Here is a 20,776-nt window from a genome sequence, read left to right on the forward strand (position 1 = left end):
GCTGGATTATTTTGCTTAAAAAGTAATAATAGAGAAATGAAAATAAATTGTTTGATTATAGATGACGAGCCATTGGCTATTAATGTTATTAAAAATTATTTAGAACCGCTTGAAAATTTTGAGGTTATAAATACTTTTAGTAATCCAATAGAAGGGTTGAATTTTGTAAAAAACAATAAAGTTGATGTCATTTTTCTAGACATTAATATGCCGGTTCTAGATGGTATTAATTTTATAAAAAGTCTCGAAGATCCACCTTTACTTATTATTACTAGTGCATACAGTCAATTTGCAATAGAAACCTACGAACTTGATGTTTTGGATTTCTTAGTAAAACCTATCGAGTTTCCGAGGTTAATGAAGGCCTTGAACAAAATCAGTAAAAGACTGGAAAGCAAATCCAATCCTACTCCAGAAAATTCTGCTGAAAACCCTTTTATTTTTATCAAAATAGATAAGAAAAGAATGAAGAAGATTTTCCTGAATGAGATTTTAGTTGTCGAAAGCTTGAAAGACTATCTAAAAATAAGCACCTTAACAGGCAAATACATTATACACAGCACCTTATCTGACTTTACTGATTTACTGCCGGAAAGAAATTTTTTAAGAATTCATAGATCGTATACTGTTGCTATTGACAAGATCGATGCTGTTGAAGGAAACAGTGTAGAAATAGAAGGCTTAAGATATGTAATTGGCAGATCGTACATGGATCACGTAAAACAAAGAATTTTAAATTCTGCTAACTAACTTTTACAAACTACAATTCCAGAATCTCAATCTGCGAATCTTCTAAATCAGTTGTGATGTACAATTGACAGGAAAGCCGAATATTCTCAGCGGTATATCCTAGTTTAGATAATGTCGCTGGTTCGTTTCGATCTTTTTTTAACGCATTTCTTTCAATACTATTTAATCTGATAACACAAGTAGCGCATCTTCCAACGCCACCGCATTCGCCAAAATCATCTAAAAAAAGCTTATCTCGAAGCAAAAACATCAAATTGGGATATTCGTGTATATAAGTTTCAATTTCATGAATTGTACCGCTTTCTGTAACAGTAAATCTTATTTTCTTTCTGTCTTTACTCAAAACCCTTTAAATTATTTTATTGTTTAGCAAATAATCTCTCAGAATTACTGCATGATTTATTACGGGATCTTTTGCGGCATATAATAATGTCAAAGATTTCTCTTCTGCCATGTTTCTTAAACGTGTGATTTCTTCACTTTTTATATTCAATTCTTGAATGTAACGTTTAGTAAATTCTGCGTAACGCTCCCCTTTATGAGCAAACCATTTACGCAGCTCTGTCGATGGTGTAATTTCTTTATCCCATTCATCAAAACTTAAATCTGTTTTATTAAGTCCGCGCGGCCATAATCGATCAACTAGTATTCTGTACGTTCCATCACCTGCTTTGTTATCGTAAACCCTTTTTATAATTATAGTCTTCATATTTATTACTTTCTTTTTACAGCTGATACTTTTTATTTATTAAAAACAAAATTCAGAAACAGTGTCGGTAACACCACATTCTATAAATTTACAAATTAATTGACAGTTTGGAAACTTCATCTTATGAGTTCTTCATATTTTACTAAAAAAGTCAGAAATTTAAAATGACCTAAGACTATTTAAAAAAATTTAATATTGTTTACTGTTTTTTAACTCTAATTTAAAAAATAAATTAAATTTGTGTTAACCCATAAAACAGAGAGCAATGAGTTTAAAAGATTTATTAGACAATAGTAAAGACAAAAGTCTGTCAGAACAAAAGTGGCATATGTTAAGACAATTTATCACTAAACGTTTGCTTACTGGCGGAAATGCAACCATTGCAGAATTAAGTGCTGAAATACAATCGAGCGTTCCAACAGTGACTAAAGCTGTTAACGAACTGCTGGCTGAAGGTTATGTTGTCGATATGGGAAAAATTACAAACAGCGGCGGCAGAAGACCTTCGTTATTCAGCATTAACCCTACTTGTGCTTATTTTCTTGGGGTTGAAGTAGGATTAACAAGTATGTCTATAGGACTTCAAAACATTAAAAATGAATTAGTAAGCATAGAACTTGGAACTTCATTTGCGTTAGAAAATACTCAAGAATCTTTACTAAATTTCTGCAACTTAATCAACTCTTTTATAGAAGACAGCTCTGTTGATAAAAAATTAATTGTAGGTGTCTGCATCAACTTTTCGGGGCGAATAAATTCAATGGAAGGTTTTAGCTATAATTACTTCTTTAGCGAAAACAGACCGTTAACCGAAATAATCTCTGAGCAATTAGATCTTCCTGTTCATCTAGAAAATGATACTCGAGCAATGGCCTTTGGTGAATATTGCGAAGGTGTTGTCGACGATGAGCAAAACATAATTTTTGTAAACTACAGCTGGGGAGTTGCTATCGGGATGATTACAGACGGAAAGCTTTATTATGGTAAATCTGGCTATTCTGGGGAGTTTGGACATAGTACCATTTTTAATAATGAAATCATGTGCAAATGCGGAAAACTGGGTTGTTTAGAAACCGAAATATCAGGCTGGTCACTTGTAAACCAATTTAAAGAAGCTGTAAAAGAAGGCAAACAATCTAAGGTTGTTCTTGATGATTCTTCATCAGAACTGCAGCATCATACTATTATAAAAGGAGCTGTAAATCTTGAAGACACACTTTGTGTCGACCTTGTGACACAGCAAAGTGAAAAAATGGGACGTTATTTATCCATTTTACTTAACATCTTCAATCCTGATTTATTGGTGATTGGAGGAGATTTCGCACAGTTAGGCGACTATTCCTTACTGCCAATTCAATCTGCATTAAAAAAATATTCATTAGGTTTAGTCAACCGTGATATGAAACTTAAAAAGTCTACTTTAGGCCGTCGCGCGGGCGTTATTGGCGCTTGCTGCGTTATAAAAGAAAAGATGTTATTTCCTCTAATCAACAACTAATTTTTAGTTTTCTTTCTTAATTATTAAAATATTTTAATAACTAAAGTTATTATATTAAAATATTTTATATCTTTACTTCATAATAATAAAATAATTTATTCGTAAAGTTATCATAACCTTGGTTAAGCTGTTAAAATTTAATCAATCTATAATAACATAAAAAATGAATATTGCTTTTATTGTTATGAAGCATTCAACATTAATAAATCATTGAACATGAGGTCGATTAATCCTCATTAAAAAACAAATACAGGAAGGAGAAAAAGGAGAATACAAATTTTTATACAGTAACAATAGAATTAAAGATCATAGAGAATTATCAATAGAACCAATTGCATACCCCATTTATTTTCTAATCATAAAAAAGCCAGCTAATGCTGGAAACATAGCTGGCCAGTTCCGTTAAGGAACAATGATTGGAGAATAAACATATAGACCTTTAACAAAGTTATTATTAACCAAACCATTACAAAAGTATGAAATTATTGCCTAAAAGTAAACCTAAAAATTGCAGGTTTACTCCTAAACACGTAAAAGTTATTAAATTTACGTCGACGTTACTTTTAGTTTTTACCATGCAGTTAGCAGCTGCAAAAACGGAAAGAAGTATTGTTTTTACAGATAAAAATGTAAAAAAGAACGCCCCTATTCAAAAGAAAGTAACCGGAAAAGTGACCAACGAAAAAGGAGAATCACTGCCGGGTGTAAATATCGTTGCTAAAGGAACTAATGTAAGTACACAAACAGATTTTGACGGAAACTTTGCTTTTGAAGTTCCAGATAATGCTACCACTTTAATTGTTACCTATATAGGTTTACAAGATCAGGAGGTAACAATAACAGGAGGTTCTCTTAACATTGTTTTGAAAGAAATTGGACAGCAGATGAATGAGGTAATTGTAGTAGGATATGGTTCTCAGAACAGAAGAACTTTGAGTACTGCAGTTTCTAAACTGGACAAAAAGGTTTTAGAAAATGTTCCTTACTCAAACGTAACCCAGTCTTTGCAAGGAAGTGTAACTGGTTTGGTGGTTAAAACTTCATCTGGTCAACCCGGAAAAGCATCCAATGTGATAGTCCGAGGAGGTACATCTATCGACAATCCTTCTGGAGCAACACCTTTATATATTGTTGACGGTGTAATTCGTACGCAGATTGATGATATAAATTCAGCAGATATAGCCTCCCTTCAAGTTTTAAAAGATGCCGCTGCTACCTCTATTTATGGTGCAAGAGCTTCAAATGGTGTAATTATCATTACTACTACAACAGGAAAAGCAGGCAAACTAAAAGTTACTTATAATGCCTCTACACAAGTCAGCCATATTGCGAAAAAGTATGATTTTATGGATGGTGGAGATTATATTAAACTTCAACGTCAAGGTTTATATAATGCTGCAGAACTTGCAGGACTTTCGACAACTACTGGTATTGCGCGATTAGGACAGTTAACAGGTGCTACGCCTGCAGGAACTGGAAATAATTTACAGAATAATACTCCTTTTGCAACATTACTGAAATCTAATTTATCTGCTGATACCGTTAGTCAGCTGCAAGCAAAAGGCTGGCAGGAAATTGCAGATCCATTAAATCCAAGTAATACTATTATCTACAAAAGTACGGATTGGAACGACGTTTTGTTTCAAAGTGCTGTAACACAGAATCATAATCTTGGTTTCAGCGGAGGTACTGATACCGGCGTATTCGATTTGAGTCTTGGTTATTTAAAAGGCGATGGAATTACCATTTTTACAGGTTATCAAAGATTTACAAGTAAATTGAATGCATCATTAAAAGTTGCTGATAATTTCACTTTGAACGGACGTGTATTATTTTCTAAATCGAGCAATAATCAAGTTGTTGCCAATAGTGTTGTTTTCAACAGATACTTAGGAAACTCCCCTACAACAAAAATGTATTTAGAAGATGGTTCATTGGCTCCAGGGCAAAATAATATCAACGGAAATCCATTGTATCAAATGGGTAAAGTAAAAGGAATCAATGAGAACAATAAACTGCAAATGAGTGTAGATGGTGAATTAAGACTGGCGACAGACTTTACCTTCACTCCTTCTATGTCTCTTTACAGCGAAAACGAAAATGACAATACTTTTCAACAGGCATTTTTAAGCGGAAGCAGTGGATTGGTTGACAATACACGTACGGCAACTCGTTTAAGCAATCAAATTTATCAAGTACAATACGAAGGTGTTTTTGCTTATAAAAAAGGATGGGATGCGATTGGTGATTTTGATGCAAAATTGGGAGCGTCAAAATACGATCGAACAATTAAAGCTTTTAATGCTTCAGGAAAAGGAAGTCCTTCTGACTTAGCACAAACTTTAGATTCGTCTCCGGTACCTGTTTCAGTTTACAGTAACAATACTAAATTAGTTTTAAACAGTGTATTTGGCCGTTTAAACTATGATTATAAAAACAGATATTTTGCTACAGCTTCTTTCCGTTATGATGGTTCGTCAAGTTTAGGACCAGACAATAGATATGGATTTTTCCCAGGAATCTCTGCTGGATGGAATATGCAGGAAGAAAAGTTCTGGACAAAAGTAATGCCTAAATTCTTTTCATCTCTTAAACTTCGCGGGAGTTACGGTGTAAATGGTAACTTAGGAACTTTAGGCGATTTTCAAGCTGGCGGATTATATGCTGGCTCTACAAATGGTATAGCCAACAGTTACAACGGACAATCGGCAATTATTAATTCTCAAATTGCAAATCCAGGTTTAAAATGGGAACAATCTGAAACAATAAATGGTGGTTTTGATATAGGGTTTAATAATGATAAGATTAGAATTATTGGAGATTTCTACAACAAGTTAACTTCTGATTTATTAACGAATTTGACTTTGCCTTCAAATAGTGGTTTCTCTACAGTTTTAACTAATTTAGGAGGATTAAGAAGCAAAGGTTTTGAGCTTGAAGTGCAAGCAAATCTTTACAATCAAAATGATTGGAAAATCAATGTTGGAGCAAACGTTTCGCACAATACAAATACGGTTGAAAAGCTTCCATTTAATGGAAACACAAATAATAGAATTGGCGGAACTGAAATTTACGATGTAAAAAGCGGTACTTATAAATATGTAGGCGGATTACAGGAAGGTCAAAAAATTGGAGATTTCTATGCGCACAAACAATTATACATTCTTTCGACTCAAGCAGAAGCCGACGCTTACAACTTAAAAGTTCAAGATACGTATGTAACAAAAACAGCAGCAAACGGCGGAAACCCAACTGGTAAAAAATTCGCTGGAGATGCCGTATTTGAAGATACTGATAACAATGGTATAATCGACAGCCGAGACAGACAATACATGGGTAATATGTTCCCAACATTTGTAGGAGGATTTAATTTTGATGCGGCTTACAAAGGATTCTCTTTAACTGTAAGAACAGATTATTCGTTAGGAGCTACAATTTACAACGAAGCAAGAGCACGTTTCTTAGGTCAGTTTCAAGGAAACTACGGTTTATTAGCTGAAAGTGCACAAGCTTGGCAGAAAGAAGGAGATATTACAGATGTTCCTCGTTACCGTTGGGCAGATCAAACGAATCAAAACAACTTATTTAGATCAGAAGCAAGCGGTGCAGCTTACAACACAAATATGTTTCAAGGAAACAGCCGTTACTACGAAAGTGGAGATTACTTATGTATTAGAGAAATCACATTCAGTTACAACTTTCCAAAATCATTAGTCGAAAAAGCAAGATTAACATCACTTCGTATGTACTTGACAGGAAGCAATTTATACTACTTTACTAAATACAAAGGATTAAGCCCTGAGGTGCAAGGTATCGACGGAGGATCTAGTTTAGGTTTAAACGCTGCGGGATCTACTGGAACTTATCCAGTACCTAGAAACATTATACTTGGTTTAAATATCAGTTTGTAAATTTTAATACTAAAATCATGAAAAAGAAATTTCTTTTATATACAATATTATTCGCTGGTCTTTCACTATTCACCTCGTGTCAGGATGAATTAGAACTAACATCTGATAGTGTAATAACCTCTGATAGTTTTTGGAAAACAGAAGACGATGCAAAGGCCGGTGTAAACGGTATGTATGTTAACTTCAGAATCCAAACACAGCAAAATTATTATCTTCTTGGAGGTGCAAGAAGTGCCGAAATAACAGGCGGAGTTCAATCGCCATTAACATTAGCCAATTATTACAATAACAATCTTACGCCGCAAAACATCGACGTAGATTGGGCAGGATTGTACACTACAATACATCAGGCAAATTTGATTTTAAAGTATGTACCGCAAATTCCATTTAGTCCAAGTACCGCAAAAGAGCAAAAGAGATACCTTGCACAAGCATATACAATGCGTGCCTTATGCTACTTTATCATGGCACGTTCATGGGGCGGTGTTCCAATTGTTACAGAACCAACAGAAAATACAAATCAATCACAATACATAATTCCGCGTAACACAATCCAAGAAACATTTGCATTTATTAAATCAGATCTAGACAAAGCAATTGCAAATTTTCCTGATACAGCGATTAATACAACGCAATTAGCAATTTCTTCAGTTCAAGCTTTAAAAGCTGATGTTTATTTGTGGACAGCTAAACAATTGGGCGGAGGAACGGCAGATTTAAACACAGCTTTAGCCGCTGTGAATGCAATACCAGGAACTCCAACTTTATTACCTAACTTTAAAGATGTTTTTGCGTATGATAAAAAAGGAAATGCTGAAGTGCTTTTTGCTGTTCGTTATTCCTTAGCAGATTTACCATCTTCATTGTCAGACAACTGGAATCAATTTATGTTTGTTGGACCAAGTGATTTTGCTCCATTAACAGCAGCGCAGGCAACTGCAGTTTTTGGAACTTTAGGAACAGGAGCTGGTAATGCAGGAATCTCGAGAGTTCAACCTGATATTACAAGATTCAACTTTGCAGCTTCAGATACCAGAAAAGCAGCAACATATTTAACTTTATACAATGGTGCAACTCCTGTTGTTACAGGAATGGTTAAATATAATGGAACGGTTGACGGCACAATTAGACGATTTGTGAGTGATATTATTATATACCGCTGGGCTGATGTTTTATTAATGAAAGCTGAAATTAAAAATGGTTTAGGTCAAGATCCATCAGCAGAAATGAATTTGGTTATGAAAAGAGCTGATGCAACGGCATCTTTCACAAATGGTTCACAAACTGCAAATGATGATATAATTTTAAAAGAGCGTTTAAAAGAATTGGCTTTTGAAGGTAAATCATGGTGGGATTTGGTTCGTTTTAACAAAACAAGCTTAGTGCCTTCTATGACAGCTGGTAAAGAAGTTCTGTTCCCAATCTCTCAAAATACCATTAATTTCAATCCAAAAATTGTTCAAAACCCGCTAAGTAAATAACATTTTAAAATACAAGTTTAAAATCAGACTGAGAATCGCAAAAATTCTCAGTCTGATTCAAACAAAATACATCAATAATAAAAAAATACAATCATGAAAATTGAACATTTACAAGGACTTATCGCAGCACCTTTTACTCCATTTGACAGCAGCGGAAAACTAGATTTAAGCTTGATTCCTCCTTATTACGCTTTCTTAAAAAGAAACGGAGTAACCGGTGCATTCATTATTGGTTCAACTGGAGAAGGTGTTTCTATTTCGCTTGAAGAAAAGAAAGCTGTTGCGCAGGCTTGGGCTGATTGCTCGAATCATGATGCCGATTTTAAAGTAATGGTTTTTCTTGGCGGAACTTCGCTTACGGACTGTATCGAATTGGCAAAACACTCTTATGAAATTGGTTTGTATGCCGTTTCTATAACTGCACCATTTTATTTCAAACCATCAAACGTTGATACCTTGGCAGAAATTTGTATTAAAGTTGGAGAAAGTGTTCCAAATATGCCTTTGTACTATTATCATATTCCAGTATTAACAGGAGTAAATATTGCAATGTATGATTTGGTTAAAGCCTTAGACGGAAAACTGCCAAACTTTGCGGGCGTGAAATATACACATGAAGATTTTATGGATTTTCAAAGCTGTATGAGTTATGCTGATGGGAAGTTTGATATGCTTTGGGGACGTGACGAAAATATGCTTTCTGCATTAGTTTTAGGGGCAAAAGGTGCCGTAGGAAGTACTTTTAACTACGCTGCTCCATTGTACTATGATTTAATCGACGCTTTTAATGCAAACGATTTGGTTAAGGCTCGTAAACTGCAGCAAAAATCTATTGATATGATTCGTTTCTTAGGGAAATATGGCGGAATTTCTGTTGGAAAAGCCTATATGAAATTGGTTGGACATAATTTAGGCGAATTTAGATTACCGGTTAAAAATATGAGTGCGGCACAATTTGAGTTATTCCAAAAAGATGTTGAAGGTTTAAATTTTGATGAATTTAAATCAAAATAATTAAGTTCGTTTTTCTAAAACAAGCCTTTATGAATACTGTATTTTCTTCTTTAATTTTTACCTTTTTTATGATGTCAACAACAATAAGTTCTGCGCAAAAAACAACTATAAAAAGCGTCGAATGGCAAAAAGCCGCGCAATTACAAAATGAAGACGGAAGTCTGTCTCTAGGTTTTGCAGGTCCGATTAACGGAGTTTATAATGACGTTTTTATTACGGCAGGCGGAGCAAATTTTCCTGATAAAATGCCTTGGGAAGGAGGGAAAAAACAGTATTCAAAAGAAATTCATGTTTTAGAAAAAAGCAAAGATCAATATCAATGGAATAAGAAAAATTCCATTTCATTGCTAGAACCAATTGCTTATGCTGGAAGTACGTCAACTAGTCTTGGAATTGTATACGTGGGAGGAGAAAATGAAAATGGACTTTCTAAAAAAGCATATCTTTTAAAATGGAACAGCAAACGAAATGAAATTGAACTAAAATCACTGCCCGATTTTCCAATCGCTGTAACCAATATTGCTCTGACTAATTTAAATAATGTAGTATATGCAATTGGTGGAGATGAAGCTTCAAAATCATCTGATTTAGTTTTTAGTATTGATTTAAATACTGCTGAACCACAATGGAAATCATTACCAAAATTGCCTTTTGCTTTAGCAAATGCAGTTGCAGTAGTTCAGAAAGATAAAAACGAAACGAACATTTATATTATTGGCGGAAGAACAAAAACACCATCAGGAATAAGTGATTTACACAATACTACATTGGCTTTCAATTTAAAAAGTCAAACTTGGGAAAGTAAAGCCATAATTACTGACGGTAAAAACACGACGAATTTTTCTGCGGGTGCCGGTGTCGCATTTGGGAATCAATACATTTTGATTACCGGCGGAGATAATGGAACTACTTTTCATAAAATCGAAACGTATTTATCGCAAATTTCAAAAGCTTCTTCTGAGGAAGAAAAATCAAAGCTTATTGCAGAAAAAAACATAATAAATACAACGCATAAAGGTTTTTACAATGCTATTTTACTTTACAACACACAAACAAATAAATGGTCAAAAATTGGAGAACTTCCCTTTCTTGCACATGTAACTACACCGGCAGTGTTATGGAACAATAAAATTGTTTTATCAAATGGGGAAATCAAACCTGGAATACGCACACCGGATGTTATGATAGGAAATGTCAAATAACATAAAAATCCTAAAACCTATTAGATTTACCAAAATACAATCAAAAAATAAACCATATTAAAAGAAATGAAAAACTCTAAATATTATCCTTGGTTAGTAGTCGCCTTACTTTGGATTGTCGCCTTACTAAACTACATGGACAGGCAGATGCTGGCCACTATGAGACCATCGATGGAAAATGATATTCCAGAATTGGTGTCTGGTGAAAACTTTGGACGATTAATGGCTATTTTTCTTTGGATTTATGCTTTAATGAGTCCAATTTCAGGAATTATTGCTGATAAGTTAAACAGAAAATGGCTTATTATAGGCAGTTTGTTTGTTTGGTCTGCTGTAACATATGCAATGGGTTATGCTACAACCTACAATCAAATTTATTGGCTGCGAGCTCTTATGGGTGTGAGTGAAGCATTATACATTCCTGCTGGTTTATCTTTAATTGCCGATTTTCATCAGCAAAAAACTAGATCGCTTGCCATTGGTATTCATATGACAGGTTTATATGTAGGTTCAGCATTGGGTGGTTTTGGTGCGACGATTGCCGCTAAATTTTCTTGGCACACTACTTTTCATCACTTTGGTATTGTGGGTATTGTTTATTCATTTCTATTAGTTTTCTTATTAAGTGAGAAAAAAGTCGAAACTAAAACTTTTGACCCTGAGTTTAATAAAACACATGAAAAAGATTCATTGTTTAAAGGTCTGGCGTTATTATTTACCAATATTTCGTTTTGGGTAATTCTGTTTTATTTTGCCATTATAAGTTTACCGGGTTGGGCAACTAAAAACTGGCTTCCTACCCTATTCTCGGACAACTTAGGTATTTCAATGGATCAGGCTGGACCTTTAGCAACAATCACCATTTCGTTTTCATCCTTATTAGGTGTTCTATTCGGAGGTATTTTATCAGACAAATGGGTTCAAAAAAATATAAAAGGAAGAGTTTATACCAGTGCCATAGGTTTAAGCTTAACAATTCCTGCATTAATGTTAATTGGTTTTGGACATTCATTATGGCATGTGGTTGGTGCAGTTCTATGTTTCGGAGTAGGTTACGGAATGTTCGATGCTAATAATATGCCCATTATCTGTCAGTTTGTTTCTTCAAAACACAGAGCAACCGCTTATGGTGTTTTGAATATGACAGGAGTTGCCTGCGGTGCATTGGTTACGTCATTGTTAGGTAAATCAGCCGATACCGGCAGCTTAGGTTATGGTTTTTCCTTAATGGCCGGTGTCGTTCTGGTTGCATTGATCGCTCAAATCAGTTTTTTACGCCCCAAAGTAAATGATTTTGCCGATGCCTAAAACGTAACGTAATCCCTTAATTTATTTATCCTGAAAATTAATTAGTTGGCTTTTGGTTTTATAAGTCAGGGCGGAGCCTTGCGCTCTGCCCAGCTTATAATGTATTAAGTTTTAAAAATTTAGTTAGAAAATGAGAATACTAAATCGAAATTTACTCTTGCTCGCCTTGCTTTTTTTTGTGCTCGTTCACACTAAAATAAATGCGCAGCAAAATACTGTAAAAGTTGCCTGCATTGGAGATTCTGTAACAGCTGGATATCTTCTAGCCAATTCAAAAACAGAATCATATCCGTCGCAGCTGCAAATTTTGCTGGGTAATAAATTTGAAGTTCTAAATTTTGGACACAGCGGTGCAACACTATTAAAAAAAGGCAGTAAACCTTATTATAAAACAGAGGAATGTGCCAAAGCTATCGCTTACAAACCAGATATTGCCATTATTCATTTAGGCTTAAACGATACCGATCCTAGAAACTGGCCGAACTACAGAGAAGATTTTAATGCTGATTATTCTTGGATTATTGATACGCTAAAAAAGCAAAATCCAAAAGTAAAAATTTACATCTGCCGCATGACTCCCATTTTTAACGAACATAATCGTTTTAAATCAGGAACTCGTGATTGGTTTTGGCAGATTCAGGAACATATCTCTGAGATTGCAATCGCAAATAATGTAAAACTCATTGATCTTCATGAAAAATTATACAATCGTCCAGATCTTTTTCCAGATGCTTTACATCCAACAAAAGAAGGCGCAGCAATCTTAGCGCAGACTGTTTATGAAAATGTCTCTCAGAATTTTGGAGGTTTAAAATTTGGCGCCGTTTTTAGCGATAATATGATACTCCAACGTGAAGAGCCAATTACAATTTACGGAAACGCAAACGGAGGCAGTAAAGTCGAAATACTCTTTGACAATCAAAAAGAAGTGGTAACCACAAATGAATATGGAAAATGGAAAGTCGTTTTTCCTGCAATGAAATCTGGAGGAACACATCAAATTAAAATTTCATCAGAAAAGAAAAGTATTGTTTTAAAGAATATTTTAATTGGAGATGTTTGGTTCTGCTCGGGGCAATCGAATATGGCGTTTCCACTGAAAAACGCAGAAAACGGAACTTCAGTCATTAAAAATGCACAAAACAATACCACATTACGTCTCTTTAATTTTGAAGTTCTTCGGGAAACAGATGAAAAAGCTTGGGATTCAATTACTTTAAAGAAAACCAATCAATTACAATACTTTTCTGGAAAATGGAAAGTTTGTGATTCTATAAGTGCCAAAAACTTCTCGGCAATTGCTTTTTATTTTGGTCAAAATATTAGCAGAGAAGAAAATATTCCAATTGGTTTAATAGAAGTTGCGGTTGGCGGGTCTCCTATAGAATCTTGGATAGACAGATATACTTTAGAACATGATGATAAAGTTGTAGATGTTTTGACCAATTGGCGAAAATCTGATTTTATAATGCCTTGGGTGAGATCACGTGCAGATGAAAACTTAAAAAATGCTGTAAACCCAAAACAACGTCATCCATACTCGCCAAGTTACAATTATGAAGCGGGAGTTGCACAATTTACGGAATTTCCCATAAAAGGATTTCTGTGGTACCAAGGCGAAAGCAATGCACATAATATTGAGTTATATGAACATTTAATGCCTGTAATGGTTCAAAGCTGGCGAAAAGCTTGGGGAGCTTCTCTACCCTTTTATTACGTGCAACTATCAAGTATCGATCGCCCGTCTTGGCCTTCGTTTAGAGATATGCAAAACAGAGTTCAGAAAGAAATTCCAAACAGCGGTATGGCGGTGAGTATGGATTTTGGCGATTCGACAAATGTGCATCCAATTAGAAAAAAACAAATTGGAGACAGACTGGCTCTTCTTGCCTTAAAATATACTTATGGAAAAAATACAATCGCAAACGGTCCCGCAATCTTAAAAGCAATACAAAAAGGAGATGTAATTCTAGTTTCTTTTTCAAATGCAAAACAATTACAAACTGCAGATAAAAAAGAATTAATCGGTTTTGAATTAGTAACCGAAAAAGGAAATAGAATGGAATGTAAAGCTGAAATAGTAAATAATCAAGTTGAGATTATTATTCCAAAAACCGAAAAGATTAAAACGGTCTTATATGCTTGGAAACCTTATACAAAAGCCAATTTGGTAAATGAGGAAAATTTGCCTTGTTCGACTTTTCAAACAGAACTAATTTCTTCAAACACAAATTAGAATACATCTCCCAAAGTATATAAAACGTATCGAAAATACAGTACAAATAGTAAAACATAGTAAATCAAAGCCTAACGACATCGATGGGTATAAAAAAATACTTAAAAAATGAGCTATACAACAACAGACCTGATAGATTTAAAAGATTTTTATCAGAAGCAATTACTTAAAAATACAGTTCCTTTCTGGTTTCCTCGCTCTATTGACACAGTTCATGGCGGTTATTTGTTAATGCGAAATCAAACGGGTGAATTAATAGATGATGATAAATCGGTTTGGTTTCAAGGACGCACGGCTTGGCTTCTTTCAACGCTTTATAATACAATTGAACCTAAACAAGAATGGCTGGACGGCGCAAAATCGGGTATCGATTTTATAAACAAACATTGTTTTGATACGGATGGAAGAATGTTTTTTCATGTAACACGCGATGGAAGTCCTATTCGCAAACGTCGTTATTATTTCTCTGAGACTTTTGCTGTTATTGCTATGAGCGCATATGCAAAAGCCAGCGGTGATGAAAAGATTGCTGAACAAGCACGTCATTTATTTGGAGAATGCATTAAATATGCCACTACACCTGGATTATTAGAACCTAAATATACGGCAGTACGTCCGGCAAAAGGAATTGGTTCTCCAATGATTATGATTAATACAGCACAGCAGATAAGAGAAACAATTGGTGACCCTAGATGTGACGAATGGATCACTAAATGGATTGCTGAAATCGAAAATGATTTTGTTAAGCACGATATTGAATGCGTGATGGAACAAGTTGCGCCAGACGGTTCTATAATTGATCATATTGACGGACGAACTTTGAATCCGGGACATGCTATTGAAGGTGCATGGTTTATCCTGCATGAAGCAAAATATAGAAATAATGACCCGCATTTAATTGAATTGGGCTGCAAAATGCTCGATTATATGTGGGAACGCGGCTGGGATAAAGAACATGGAGGAATTTTGTATTTTCTTGATGTATATGGAAATCCTGTGCAGGAATATTGGCAGGACATGAAATTTTGGTGGCCTCACAATGAAGTAATTATTGCCACGCTTCTCGCCTACACTATGACTGGAAATGAAAAATATGCAAAATGGCATAAAATGATTCATGACTATTCTTATAGTAAGTTTCATGATAAAGAAAACGGAGAATGGTTTGGTTACCTGCATCGAGACGGAAGCGTTGCACAAACTGCAAAAGGAAATCTTTACAAAGGACCTTTTCATTTACCGCGTCAAGAATGGTACTGTCTGCAGCTTCTAAATGAAACTTTAAACCAATAATTCACTGACGCTGGCTTAAAATTGAAACACATAGAAACATAGATTAGATACCTAAAAAAGAAAACGAAAAGAAACACATTTCTTTCACATAGATATGCTTTGTGTATTTTAATTAAGTGAAACGTCTTTTTTCGAAGCGAAAGTCTATGCTTCTATGTGTTAAAATTAATTACACTCAACGAGTTAATTTAGATATATTAGCAACAAAAATTCGAATTTGATTGAGTGTTTCTGAAAAATAAAACCCAATAATCTATTTTTATTTTAATTATGAAAAAATATTTCACATTACTATTATTAACTTCTGCAACAATAATCTATGCGCAGAAGGACATCTATAAAATTGCAGATGGAGTAATCACAAGCCAAGATTTGTTTAATAAATCGATGGTTAAGGATGTTTCCTGCTTTAGAATTCCATCTATAGTAACGGCTCCAAATGGCGATTTAATTGCAGCTATTGACGAACGTGTTCCTTCATGCGGCGATTTAAAATGGAGCAAAGACATTAATATCGTTATTCGCAGAAGCACTGATAATGGAAAAACATGGTCGGAGATTGAAAAGGTAGCCGATTTTCCTTTCGGGCAATCTGCATCGGATCCTTCGATGATTGTTGACAAACAAACTAATGAAATCTTTTTGTTCTATAATTTTATGGATTTAGATAAGGAAAAAGATGTTTATTATCTGCATGTTGTAAAAAGCAGTGACAATGGTAAAACTTGGAGTAAAGCTCAAGATATTACGAGCCAAATTGCAAAACCAGAATGGCATAAGGATTTTAAGTTTATAACTTCTGGACGCGGAATACAAACAAAAAACGGAAAGTTATTACATACTTTAGTAAATTTAACGAGCGGCTTATATATTTTTGGAAGTGATGATCATGGAAAAACATGGTACTTTATTGACACCCCAATAAAGCCTGCAGATGAATCAAAAATTATCGAATTGGCTGACGGGAGCTGGATGGTTAATGCAAGAGTAAACAAAGGCGGAATGCGATATGTGCATACTTCTACAGATGAGGGAAAAACGTGGAGTACTAAACCAGAACCTAAACTAATAGATCCGGGCTGTAATGCTGAGATTATTCGATATACAGCTAAAGCTGATGGATATGATAAGAATAGAATTCTGTTTTCAAATGCTAAAATGGAAAAGGATAGAATGAATCTAACTGTTCGTATTAGTTATGATGAAGGAAAAACATGGACAGAAGGAAAAACTATATATGGCGGCGGATCGGCTTATTCGTCTCTTACAATACTTGAAAATGGAGATATTGGGGTGTTTTTTGAGAAAGACGATTATACTCAAAATACTTTCGTAAGTTTTTCATTAAAATGGCTTACAGATGGAAAGGACAATTATAAAAAACCTTCTAAAAAAGGAAAATTAAAGAAATAAGAAACTGCTCAAATATTTATTGGGAAGTTTAATTTACAAATAAAAACAATGAAACAAGCTATTGTTAATGCTATTGTGCATACGGGTGATGAAATAATTGATAATGGAGTTATAATCATAGAAAATGGAATAATTCTTTCGGTTCAAAAGGAGATTCCAAACGATATACCTCAACTCGATTTAAAAGGAAAGCATATAGCGGCAGGATTTATAGATATTCAGATAAATGGAGGTGAAAAACTTTATTTCAGCCAGACTCCTACTGAAGAAACGATTCAGGATATTTATGATTCAAGTTTAAAATATGGCACAACTCATGTTTTGCCTTGTTTAATTTCATCTTCTAACGAAACTATTCTGCAAGGAATTGAAGCGACTCGAAATTACATTAAAAAACACAATAATGGTGTAATTGGAATGCATTTAGAAGGTCCATTTCTAAATCCATTAAAACGCGGGGCACACAGTATAGATCAGGTTCGTAAACCAACAAATAGTGAACTTGAAGAAATTATTAGATACGGAAAAGATGTGATAAAAGTTATTACAATTGCTCCGGAATGTTTTACTGATGATCAATTGAATATGCTTTTAGAAAGCGGTATTACAATTTCGGCAGGCCATTCTACAATAGGTTATAAAGAAGCTCAGCATTATTTTTCAAAAGGTATAAAACTCGTTACGCATTTGTTTAATGCCATGACTCAGTTTGGTCATCGTGAACCGGGATTAGTTGGTGCTGTTTTTGAAAATGAAAATGTTTATGCTCCCGTTATTTTAGACGGTGCCCATTGTGATTATGCTGCTGCGAGATTAGCATATAAACTTAAACAAGATAAATTCTTTTTGATAAGTGATGCGACATTTTTAGGCCGAAAAGTAGAAAGTTTTAAATGGGACAATTTTGATGCTCACCTTGAAAATGGCTTTTATAGAAATGACGAAGGCAATTTAGCCGGAGCCACAATCTCAATGTTAGAAGCAGTTCAAAATGCTTATCATCATTTGAATGTTTCTGCGGACGAAGCTGTAAAAATGGGAACAACACGTGTTGCAAATGCAATCGGACTAGGAGAGAAATTTGGAAAAATAAAAACGGGCTTTCCTGCTAGTTTTGTTCAATTCAATGCTGATTTATCCAATATAGAAACGCTTAATTTTTCTAAAACCTCAACGGCAGTTTTATAAAATGGTTAAAGAAAAACTGCTTCCGATTACTGCTAAAATCAAAGAATTTAAAATCATTTTTGCTGGAATAGTATTCGCTTTTTTATGGGCATCGGCATCGACCGCTACCAAAATAGGTCTTCATGCTGCGCAGCCTTTTGTGATTTCTATTTTTAGGTTTGTAATAGCAGGAAGCATTATGCTTTTTATTTCTCATATTTTAATGGCAAAGCGACTGCCTCAAAAAAAAGAGTGGATTCAAATTAGTATTTATGGTTTGTTTAATATTACTTTTTATTTAGGCTTATATGTTGTCGCCATGCAAAAAGTATCTGCCGGTTTAGGGAGTTTGGCTGTTGCGACTAATCCTGTTTTTATTGTTTTGATCTCGGCGATTTGGTTATCTCATAAAATTAAAATTAAAAACATACTTAGTCTGTTTCTTTGTTTTATTGGTGTGTTTTTAGCGGCATATCCTTTATTGCAAAGCAGTTTTGCAACTCCCAGCGGCATACTTATTTTAGTTGCAAGTATGATCGCCTATTCATTAGGCACAATTTATTACTCTAAACAAAACTGGAACGGATTACACATTCTTACCATTAATGGGTGGCAAACCATTATTGGAGCAGTGTTTCTGATTCCAGTATTACGGATTACCTATCGATCTGATCAAAATGTTTTTAACAGTGATTTCTGGTTTTCGACTTCGTGGCTGGCCATTGCTGTTTCTATTGGAGCGGTTCAGTTTTGGTTGTATTTATTAAAGATTAATCCAATAAAAGCCTCTTATTGGCTTTTTCTATGTCCTATTTTTGGATTTTTAATTGCCTATTTAATGGTAAACGAACCGCTTACTTTGTATACCCTTTTTGGTGTAATCTTTGTAATAATAGGATTGTATACCAGTCTTTCTATCGATAGAAAGAAAAACACATAAGTAAACTACAATTAGATTGATTTTTTGAAGAAGAGAAAAGCCTTTTTAGCCACAACTTTAAAGGCTTTCTTTTTTACATATTGTCAATGTATTTGGATTTTATTTCATAAAAAAGCCCGACGCAAATCGGGCTTAACGGTATAAAGTAAGATAGAATAATTTAATTTTTTGGATCGACACTTAAAGACGGCAGCGACAATTGTTTATTATTAAGCAATTGTTTTGCCTGCTCAATAGTTCTGTATTTACCAATTTCCATTGGTCCGCCATAAGAGCCGCTTTGTTGTGGTCTTGGAGGAACAGCGGCATAGGTTTTCATAAGTTCAAGAGTAACTTGATCAAAAATTACCATTGTCCATGTTTTTTCTGTAAAACTGTTCATGAAAAGATCGTACCGTTCTTGTGGATCCTGCCATAAATCATATACGGCGGGAACAGTTGCTACATAATTTTGATCGCCTCTCCAGCCTAATTGTTGTCCCGGCATATCACTTCCTGCCTGCGCTCCATTATCTCCGCGAGTATTAAAGACTGCTTTCCATTTTCCTATGCGAACAGCTCCAGGTGAAAGTTCATTTTCTGTAAAATAAAACCATCTGTCACGAAGTGGTTTTCCTTTTTTGAATAGAACATTCGACATATCATAACTGTCAAAAACCATTGGTTTCCCTTCTTTATCGTTCTTTGGCAGTTCTACTCCTGCAAGACTTGCAAATGTAGCCATCAAATCTAAACCTCCTACAATATCATGGCTTTGACTACCTGCTTCAATTTGTCCCGGCCACCATGCAATAGCAGGAACTCGGCTTCCTCCTTCTCTATCAGTTCCTTTTGATCCTCTAAATGGAGTATATCCAGAATCAGGGTGAACGTCTTGCCATGCGCCATTATCAACTGTATAAATTACAATAGTATTATCTGCAATTCCAAGCTGACGAATTTTATCCATAATTCGGCCAACATTATAATCCATTTCTACAACGGCATCACCATATTTACTTTTAGCTGGTGATTTTTCTTTAAATTGTTTTGATGGTAAATTTGGCTGATGGTTTTTGGCAAAATTGATACACATAAAAAATGGATCTTTTGATTTTCCATATTCATCAAGCTGTTTTAGATTATTATCTACCATATTTATATCCAGTTCAGCAATATTCTCTTCAGTAACAGGTCCAGTATCTCTTGCTGGTTTTCCAGCTTCTCCTTCAAGAATACCTTTTGTTGCTTTTTTGATATAATCAGAAATTTCAGGAGCCATATCAGGATTCCATGAAGGGAAACAATATGTATAAGCATTTAAGTGATACAACACCACATTTTGCATTTTATCAAAACCATGCGCAATTGGCATAGCATAATCTGCTTCACCCAAATGCCATTTTCCAGAAAAGTATGTTTTGTAATTTGCCTTTTTCAAAATAGATGCCAATGTCCATTCTGCTGCCGGAAGTCCACCTCCTTGCCCCTGAAAAGCAACTGTTGTCATACCGCTTCTGTTTGGAATTCTACCAGTAATCATCGCAGCTCTTCCAGGAGTACAACTTGGCTGTCCGTAAAACGACCAAAACTGCATGCCTTCCTTAGCCATCCTGTCTAAATTTGGAGTAGGCATTCCACGACCAACACCGCCGCCATATACTCCTAAATCTCCCCAGCCTGTATCATCAGAAATTACCATAATGATATTTGGCTTTTTTTTAGTTTGTGCTTGGATAACTCCAATCGAAGCTATGCAGAACAAACATGCAAAAAATATTTGTAAGGCATTTTTTTTCATAGTTTAAAATTTAAAGATTATAATTTATAATGAAATTGTATGGGAATACATTTTAATTATCTGCAGAAGACTCT

The 20,776-nt window shown here is 34.6% G+C and carries 15 protein-coding genes; 12 read left to right on the forward strand and 3 right to left on the reverse strand.

Going from position 1 to position 20,776, the window contains the following annotated elements; translation table 11 throughout:
* Positions 1-36: 36 nt before the first annotated feature.
* Positions 37-750 (forward strand): LytR/AlgR family response regulator transcription factor, encoded by a 714-nt coding sequence (locus ACHRVL_RS11060; RefSeq protein WP_395412702.1) that lies wholly within the window; start codon positions 37-39, stop codon positions 748-750.
* Positions 751-760: 10 nt separating this feature from the next.
* Here the strand turns inward: ACHRVL_RS11060 and ACHRVL_RS11065 are convergent, their stop codons facing one another.
* Both ACHRVL_RS11065 and ACHRVL_RS11070 read right to left on the reverse strand, forming a co-directional pair.
* Positions 761-1,093: a hypothetical protein gene (locus ACHRVL_RS11065; RefSeq protein ID WP_395412704.1), complete on the reverse strand. Its 333-nt coding sequence runs from the start codon at positions 1,091-1,093 to the stop codon at positions 761-763.
* A 6-nt stretch (positions 1,094-1,099) separates the two neighbouring features.
* The gene (locus ACHRVL_RS11070) at positions 1,100-1,459 is read right to left on the reverse strand and encodes a DUF488 domain-containing protein (protein ID WP_395412706.1); all 360 of its coding nucleotides are present in this window, start codon (positions 1,457-1,459) and stop codon (positions 1,100-1,102) included.
* A gap of 265 nt (positions 1,460-1,724) precedes the next feature.
* On the opposite strand from ACHRVL_RS11070, the gene ACHRVL_RS11075 reads away from it, so the two are divergent.
* The 11 genes from ACHRVL_RS11075 to ACHRVL_RS11125 all read left to right on the forward strand — a co-directional run bounded on the left by ACHRVL_RS11075 (position 1,725) and on the right by ACHRVL_RS11125 (position 18,922).
* Positions 1,725-2,957: an ROK family protein gene (locus ACHRVL_RS11075; protein ID WP_395412708.1), complete on the forward strand. Its 1,233-nt coding sequence runs from the start codon at positions 1,725-1,727 to the stop codon at positions 2,955-2,957.
* 476 nt (positions 2,958-3,433) lie between these two features.
* Positions 3,434-6,868, forward strand: coding sequence for a SusC/RagA family TonB-linked outer membrane protein (locus ACHRVL_RS11080; RefSeq protein ID WP_395412710.1), 3,435 nt, complete (start codon positions 3,434-3,436; stop codon positions 6,866-6,868).
* A gap of 17 nt (positions 6,869-6,885) precedes the next feature.
* The gene (locus tag ACHRVL_RS11085) at positions 6,886-8,349 is read left to right on the forward strand and encodes a RagB/SusD family nutrient uptake outer membrane protein (protein WP_395412712.1); all 1,464 of its coding nucleotides are present in this window, start codon (positions 6,886-6,888) and stop codon (positions 8,347-8,349) included.
* A gap of 93 nt (positions 8,350-8,442) precedes the next feature.
* Positions 8,443-9,363, forward strand: a complete 921-nt coding sequence (locus ACHRVL_RS11090) for a dihydrodipicolinate synthase family protein (RefSeq protein WP_395412714.1) — start codon at positions 8,443-8,445, stop codon at positions 9,361-9,363.
* A gap of 29 nt (positions 9,364-9,392) precedes the next feature.
* On the forward strand, positions 9,393-10,565 hold the full coding sequence (locus ACHRVL_RS11095; RefSeq protein WP_395412716.1) for a galactose oxidase: 1,173 nt from the start codon (positions 9,393-9,395) through the stop codon (positions 10,563-10,565).
* A gap of 66 nt (positions 10,566-10,631) precedes the next feature.
* Positions 10,632-11,873 (forward strand): MFS transporter, encoded by a 1,242-nt coding sequence (locus ACHRVL_RS11100; RefSeq protein ID WP_395412717.1) that lies wholly within the window; start codon positions 10,632-10,634, stop codon positions 11,871-11,873.
* A gap of 130 nt (positions 11,874-12,003) precedes the next feature.
* The gene (locus tag ACHRVL_RS11105; protein WP_395412718.1) at positions 12,004-14,109 is read left to right on the forward strand and encodes a GDSL-type esterase/lipase family protein; all 2,106 of its coding nucleotides are present in this window, start codon (positions 12,004-12,006) and stop codon (positions 14,107-14,109) included.
* A gap of 108 nt (positions 14,110-14,217) precedes the next feature.
* Positions 14,218-15,402 carry an AGE family epimerase/isomerase gene (locus ACHRVL_RS11110; protein WP_395412721.1) on the forward strand — a complete coding sequence of 395 codons (1,185 nt, stop codon included), beginning with the start codon at positions 14,218-14,220 and terminating at the stop codon, positions 15,400-15,402.
* 270 nt (positions 15,403-15,672) lie between these two features.
* Positions 15,673-16,815 (forward strand): exo-alpha-sialidase, encoded by a 1,143-nt coding sequence (locus ACHRVL_RS11115; protein WP_395412723.1) that lies wholly within the window; start codon positions 15,673-15,675, stop codon positions 16,813-16,815.
* Between the two features lie 48 nt (positions 16,816-16,863).
* On the forward strand, positions 16,864-18,003 hold the full coding sequence (nagA, locus tag ACHRVL_RS11120) for an N-acetylglucosamine-6-phosphate deacetylase (protein WP_395412724.1): 1,140 nt from the start codon (positions 16,864-16,866) through the stop codon (positions 18,001-18,003).
* A gap of 1 nt (position 18,004) precedes the next feature.
* Complete coding sequence (locus ACHRVL_RS11125; protein WP_395412726.1) at positions 18,005-18,922, forward strand: DMT family transporter; 918 nt, start codon at positions 18,005-18,007, stop codon at positions 18,920-18,922.
* Positions 18,923-19,082: 160 nt separating this feature from the next.
* Here the strand turns inward: ACHRVL_RS11125 and ACHRVL_RS11130 are convergent, their stop codons facing one another.
* The gene (locus tag ACHRVL_RS11130) at positions 19,083-20,702 is read right to left on the reverse strand and encodes an arylsulfatase (protein WP_395412729.1); all 1,620 of its coding nucleotides are present in this window, start codon (positions 20,700-20,702) and stop codon (positions 19,083-19,085) included.
* Positions 20,703-20,776 lie beyond the last annotated feature (74 nt).

Origin of the sequence: Flavobacterium sp. FlaQc-28, from assembly GCF_044007415.1 — a bacterium.
Taxonomy (GTDB): domain Bacteria; phylum Bacteroidota; class Bacteroidia; order Flavobacteriales; family Flavobacteriaceae; genus Flavobacterium.

Excerpts from the sequence above, each read along its gene's own strand:
- ACHRVL_RS11060 (WP_395412702.1), top strand. The coding sequence starts at position 37 with ATGAAAATAAATTGTTTGATTATAGATGACGAGCCATTGGCTATTAAT.
- ACHRVL_RS11070 (WP_395412706.1), bottom strand. The coding sequence starts at position 1,459 with ATGAAGACTATAATTATAAAAAGGGTTTACGATAACAAAGCAGGTGAT.
- ACHRVL_RS11075 (WP_395412708.1), top strand. The coding sequence starts at position 1,725 with ATGAGTTTAAAAGATTTATTAGACAATAGTAAAGACAAAAGTCTGTCA.
- ACHRVL_RS11080 (WP_395412710.1), top strand. The coding sequence starts at position 3,434 with ATGAAATTATTGCCTAAAAGTAAACCTAAAAATTGCAGGTTTACTCCT.
- ACHRVL_RS11085 (WP_395412712.1), top strand. The coding sequence starts at position 6,886 with ATGAAAAAGAAATTTCTTTTATATACAATATTATTCGCTGGTCTTTCA.
- ACHRVL_RS11090 (WP_395412714.1), top strand. The coding sequence starts at position 8,443 with ATGAAAATTGAACATTTACAAGGACTTATCGCAGCACCTTTTACTCCA.
- ACHRVL_RS11095 (WP_395412716.1), top strand. The coding sequence starts at position 9,393 with ATGAATACTGTATTTTCTTCTTTAATTTTTACCTTTTTTATGATGTCA.
- ACHRVL_RS11100 (WP_395412717.1), top strand. The coding sequence starts at position 10,632 with ATGAAAAACTCTAAATATTATCCTTGGTTAGTAGTCGCCTTACTTTGG.
- ACHRVL_RS11105 (WP_395412718.1), top strand. The coding sequence starts at position 12,004 with ATGAGAATACTAAATCGAAATTTACTCTTGCTCGCCTTGCTTTTTTTT.
- ACHRVL_RS11110 (WP_395412721.1), top strand. The coding sequence starts at position 14,218 with ATGAGCTATACAACAACAGACCTGATAGATTTAAAAGATTTTTATCAG.
- ACHRVL_RS11115 (WP_395412723.1), top strand. The coding sequence starts at position 15,673 with ATGAAAAAATATTTCACATTACTATTATTAACTTCTGCAACAATAATC.
- nagA (WP_395412724.1), top strand. The coding sequence starts at position 16,864 with ATGAAACAAGCTATTGTTAATGCTATTGTGCATACGGGTGATGAAATA.
- ACHRVL_RS11125 (WP_395412726.1), top strand. The coding sequence starts at position 18,005 with ATGGTTAAAGAAAAACTGCTTCCGATTACTGCTAAAATCAAAGAATTT.
- ACHRVL_RS11130 (WP_395412729.1), bottom strand. The coding sequence starts at position 20,702 with ATGAAAAAAAATGCCTTACAAATATTTTTTGCATGTTTGTTCTGCATA.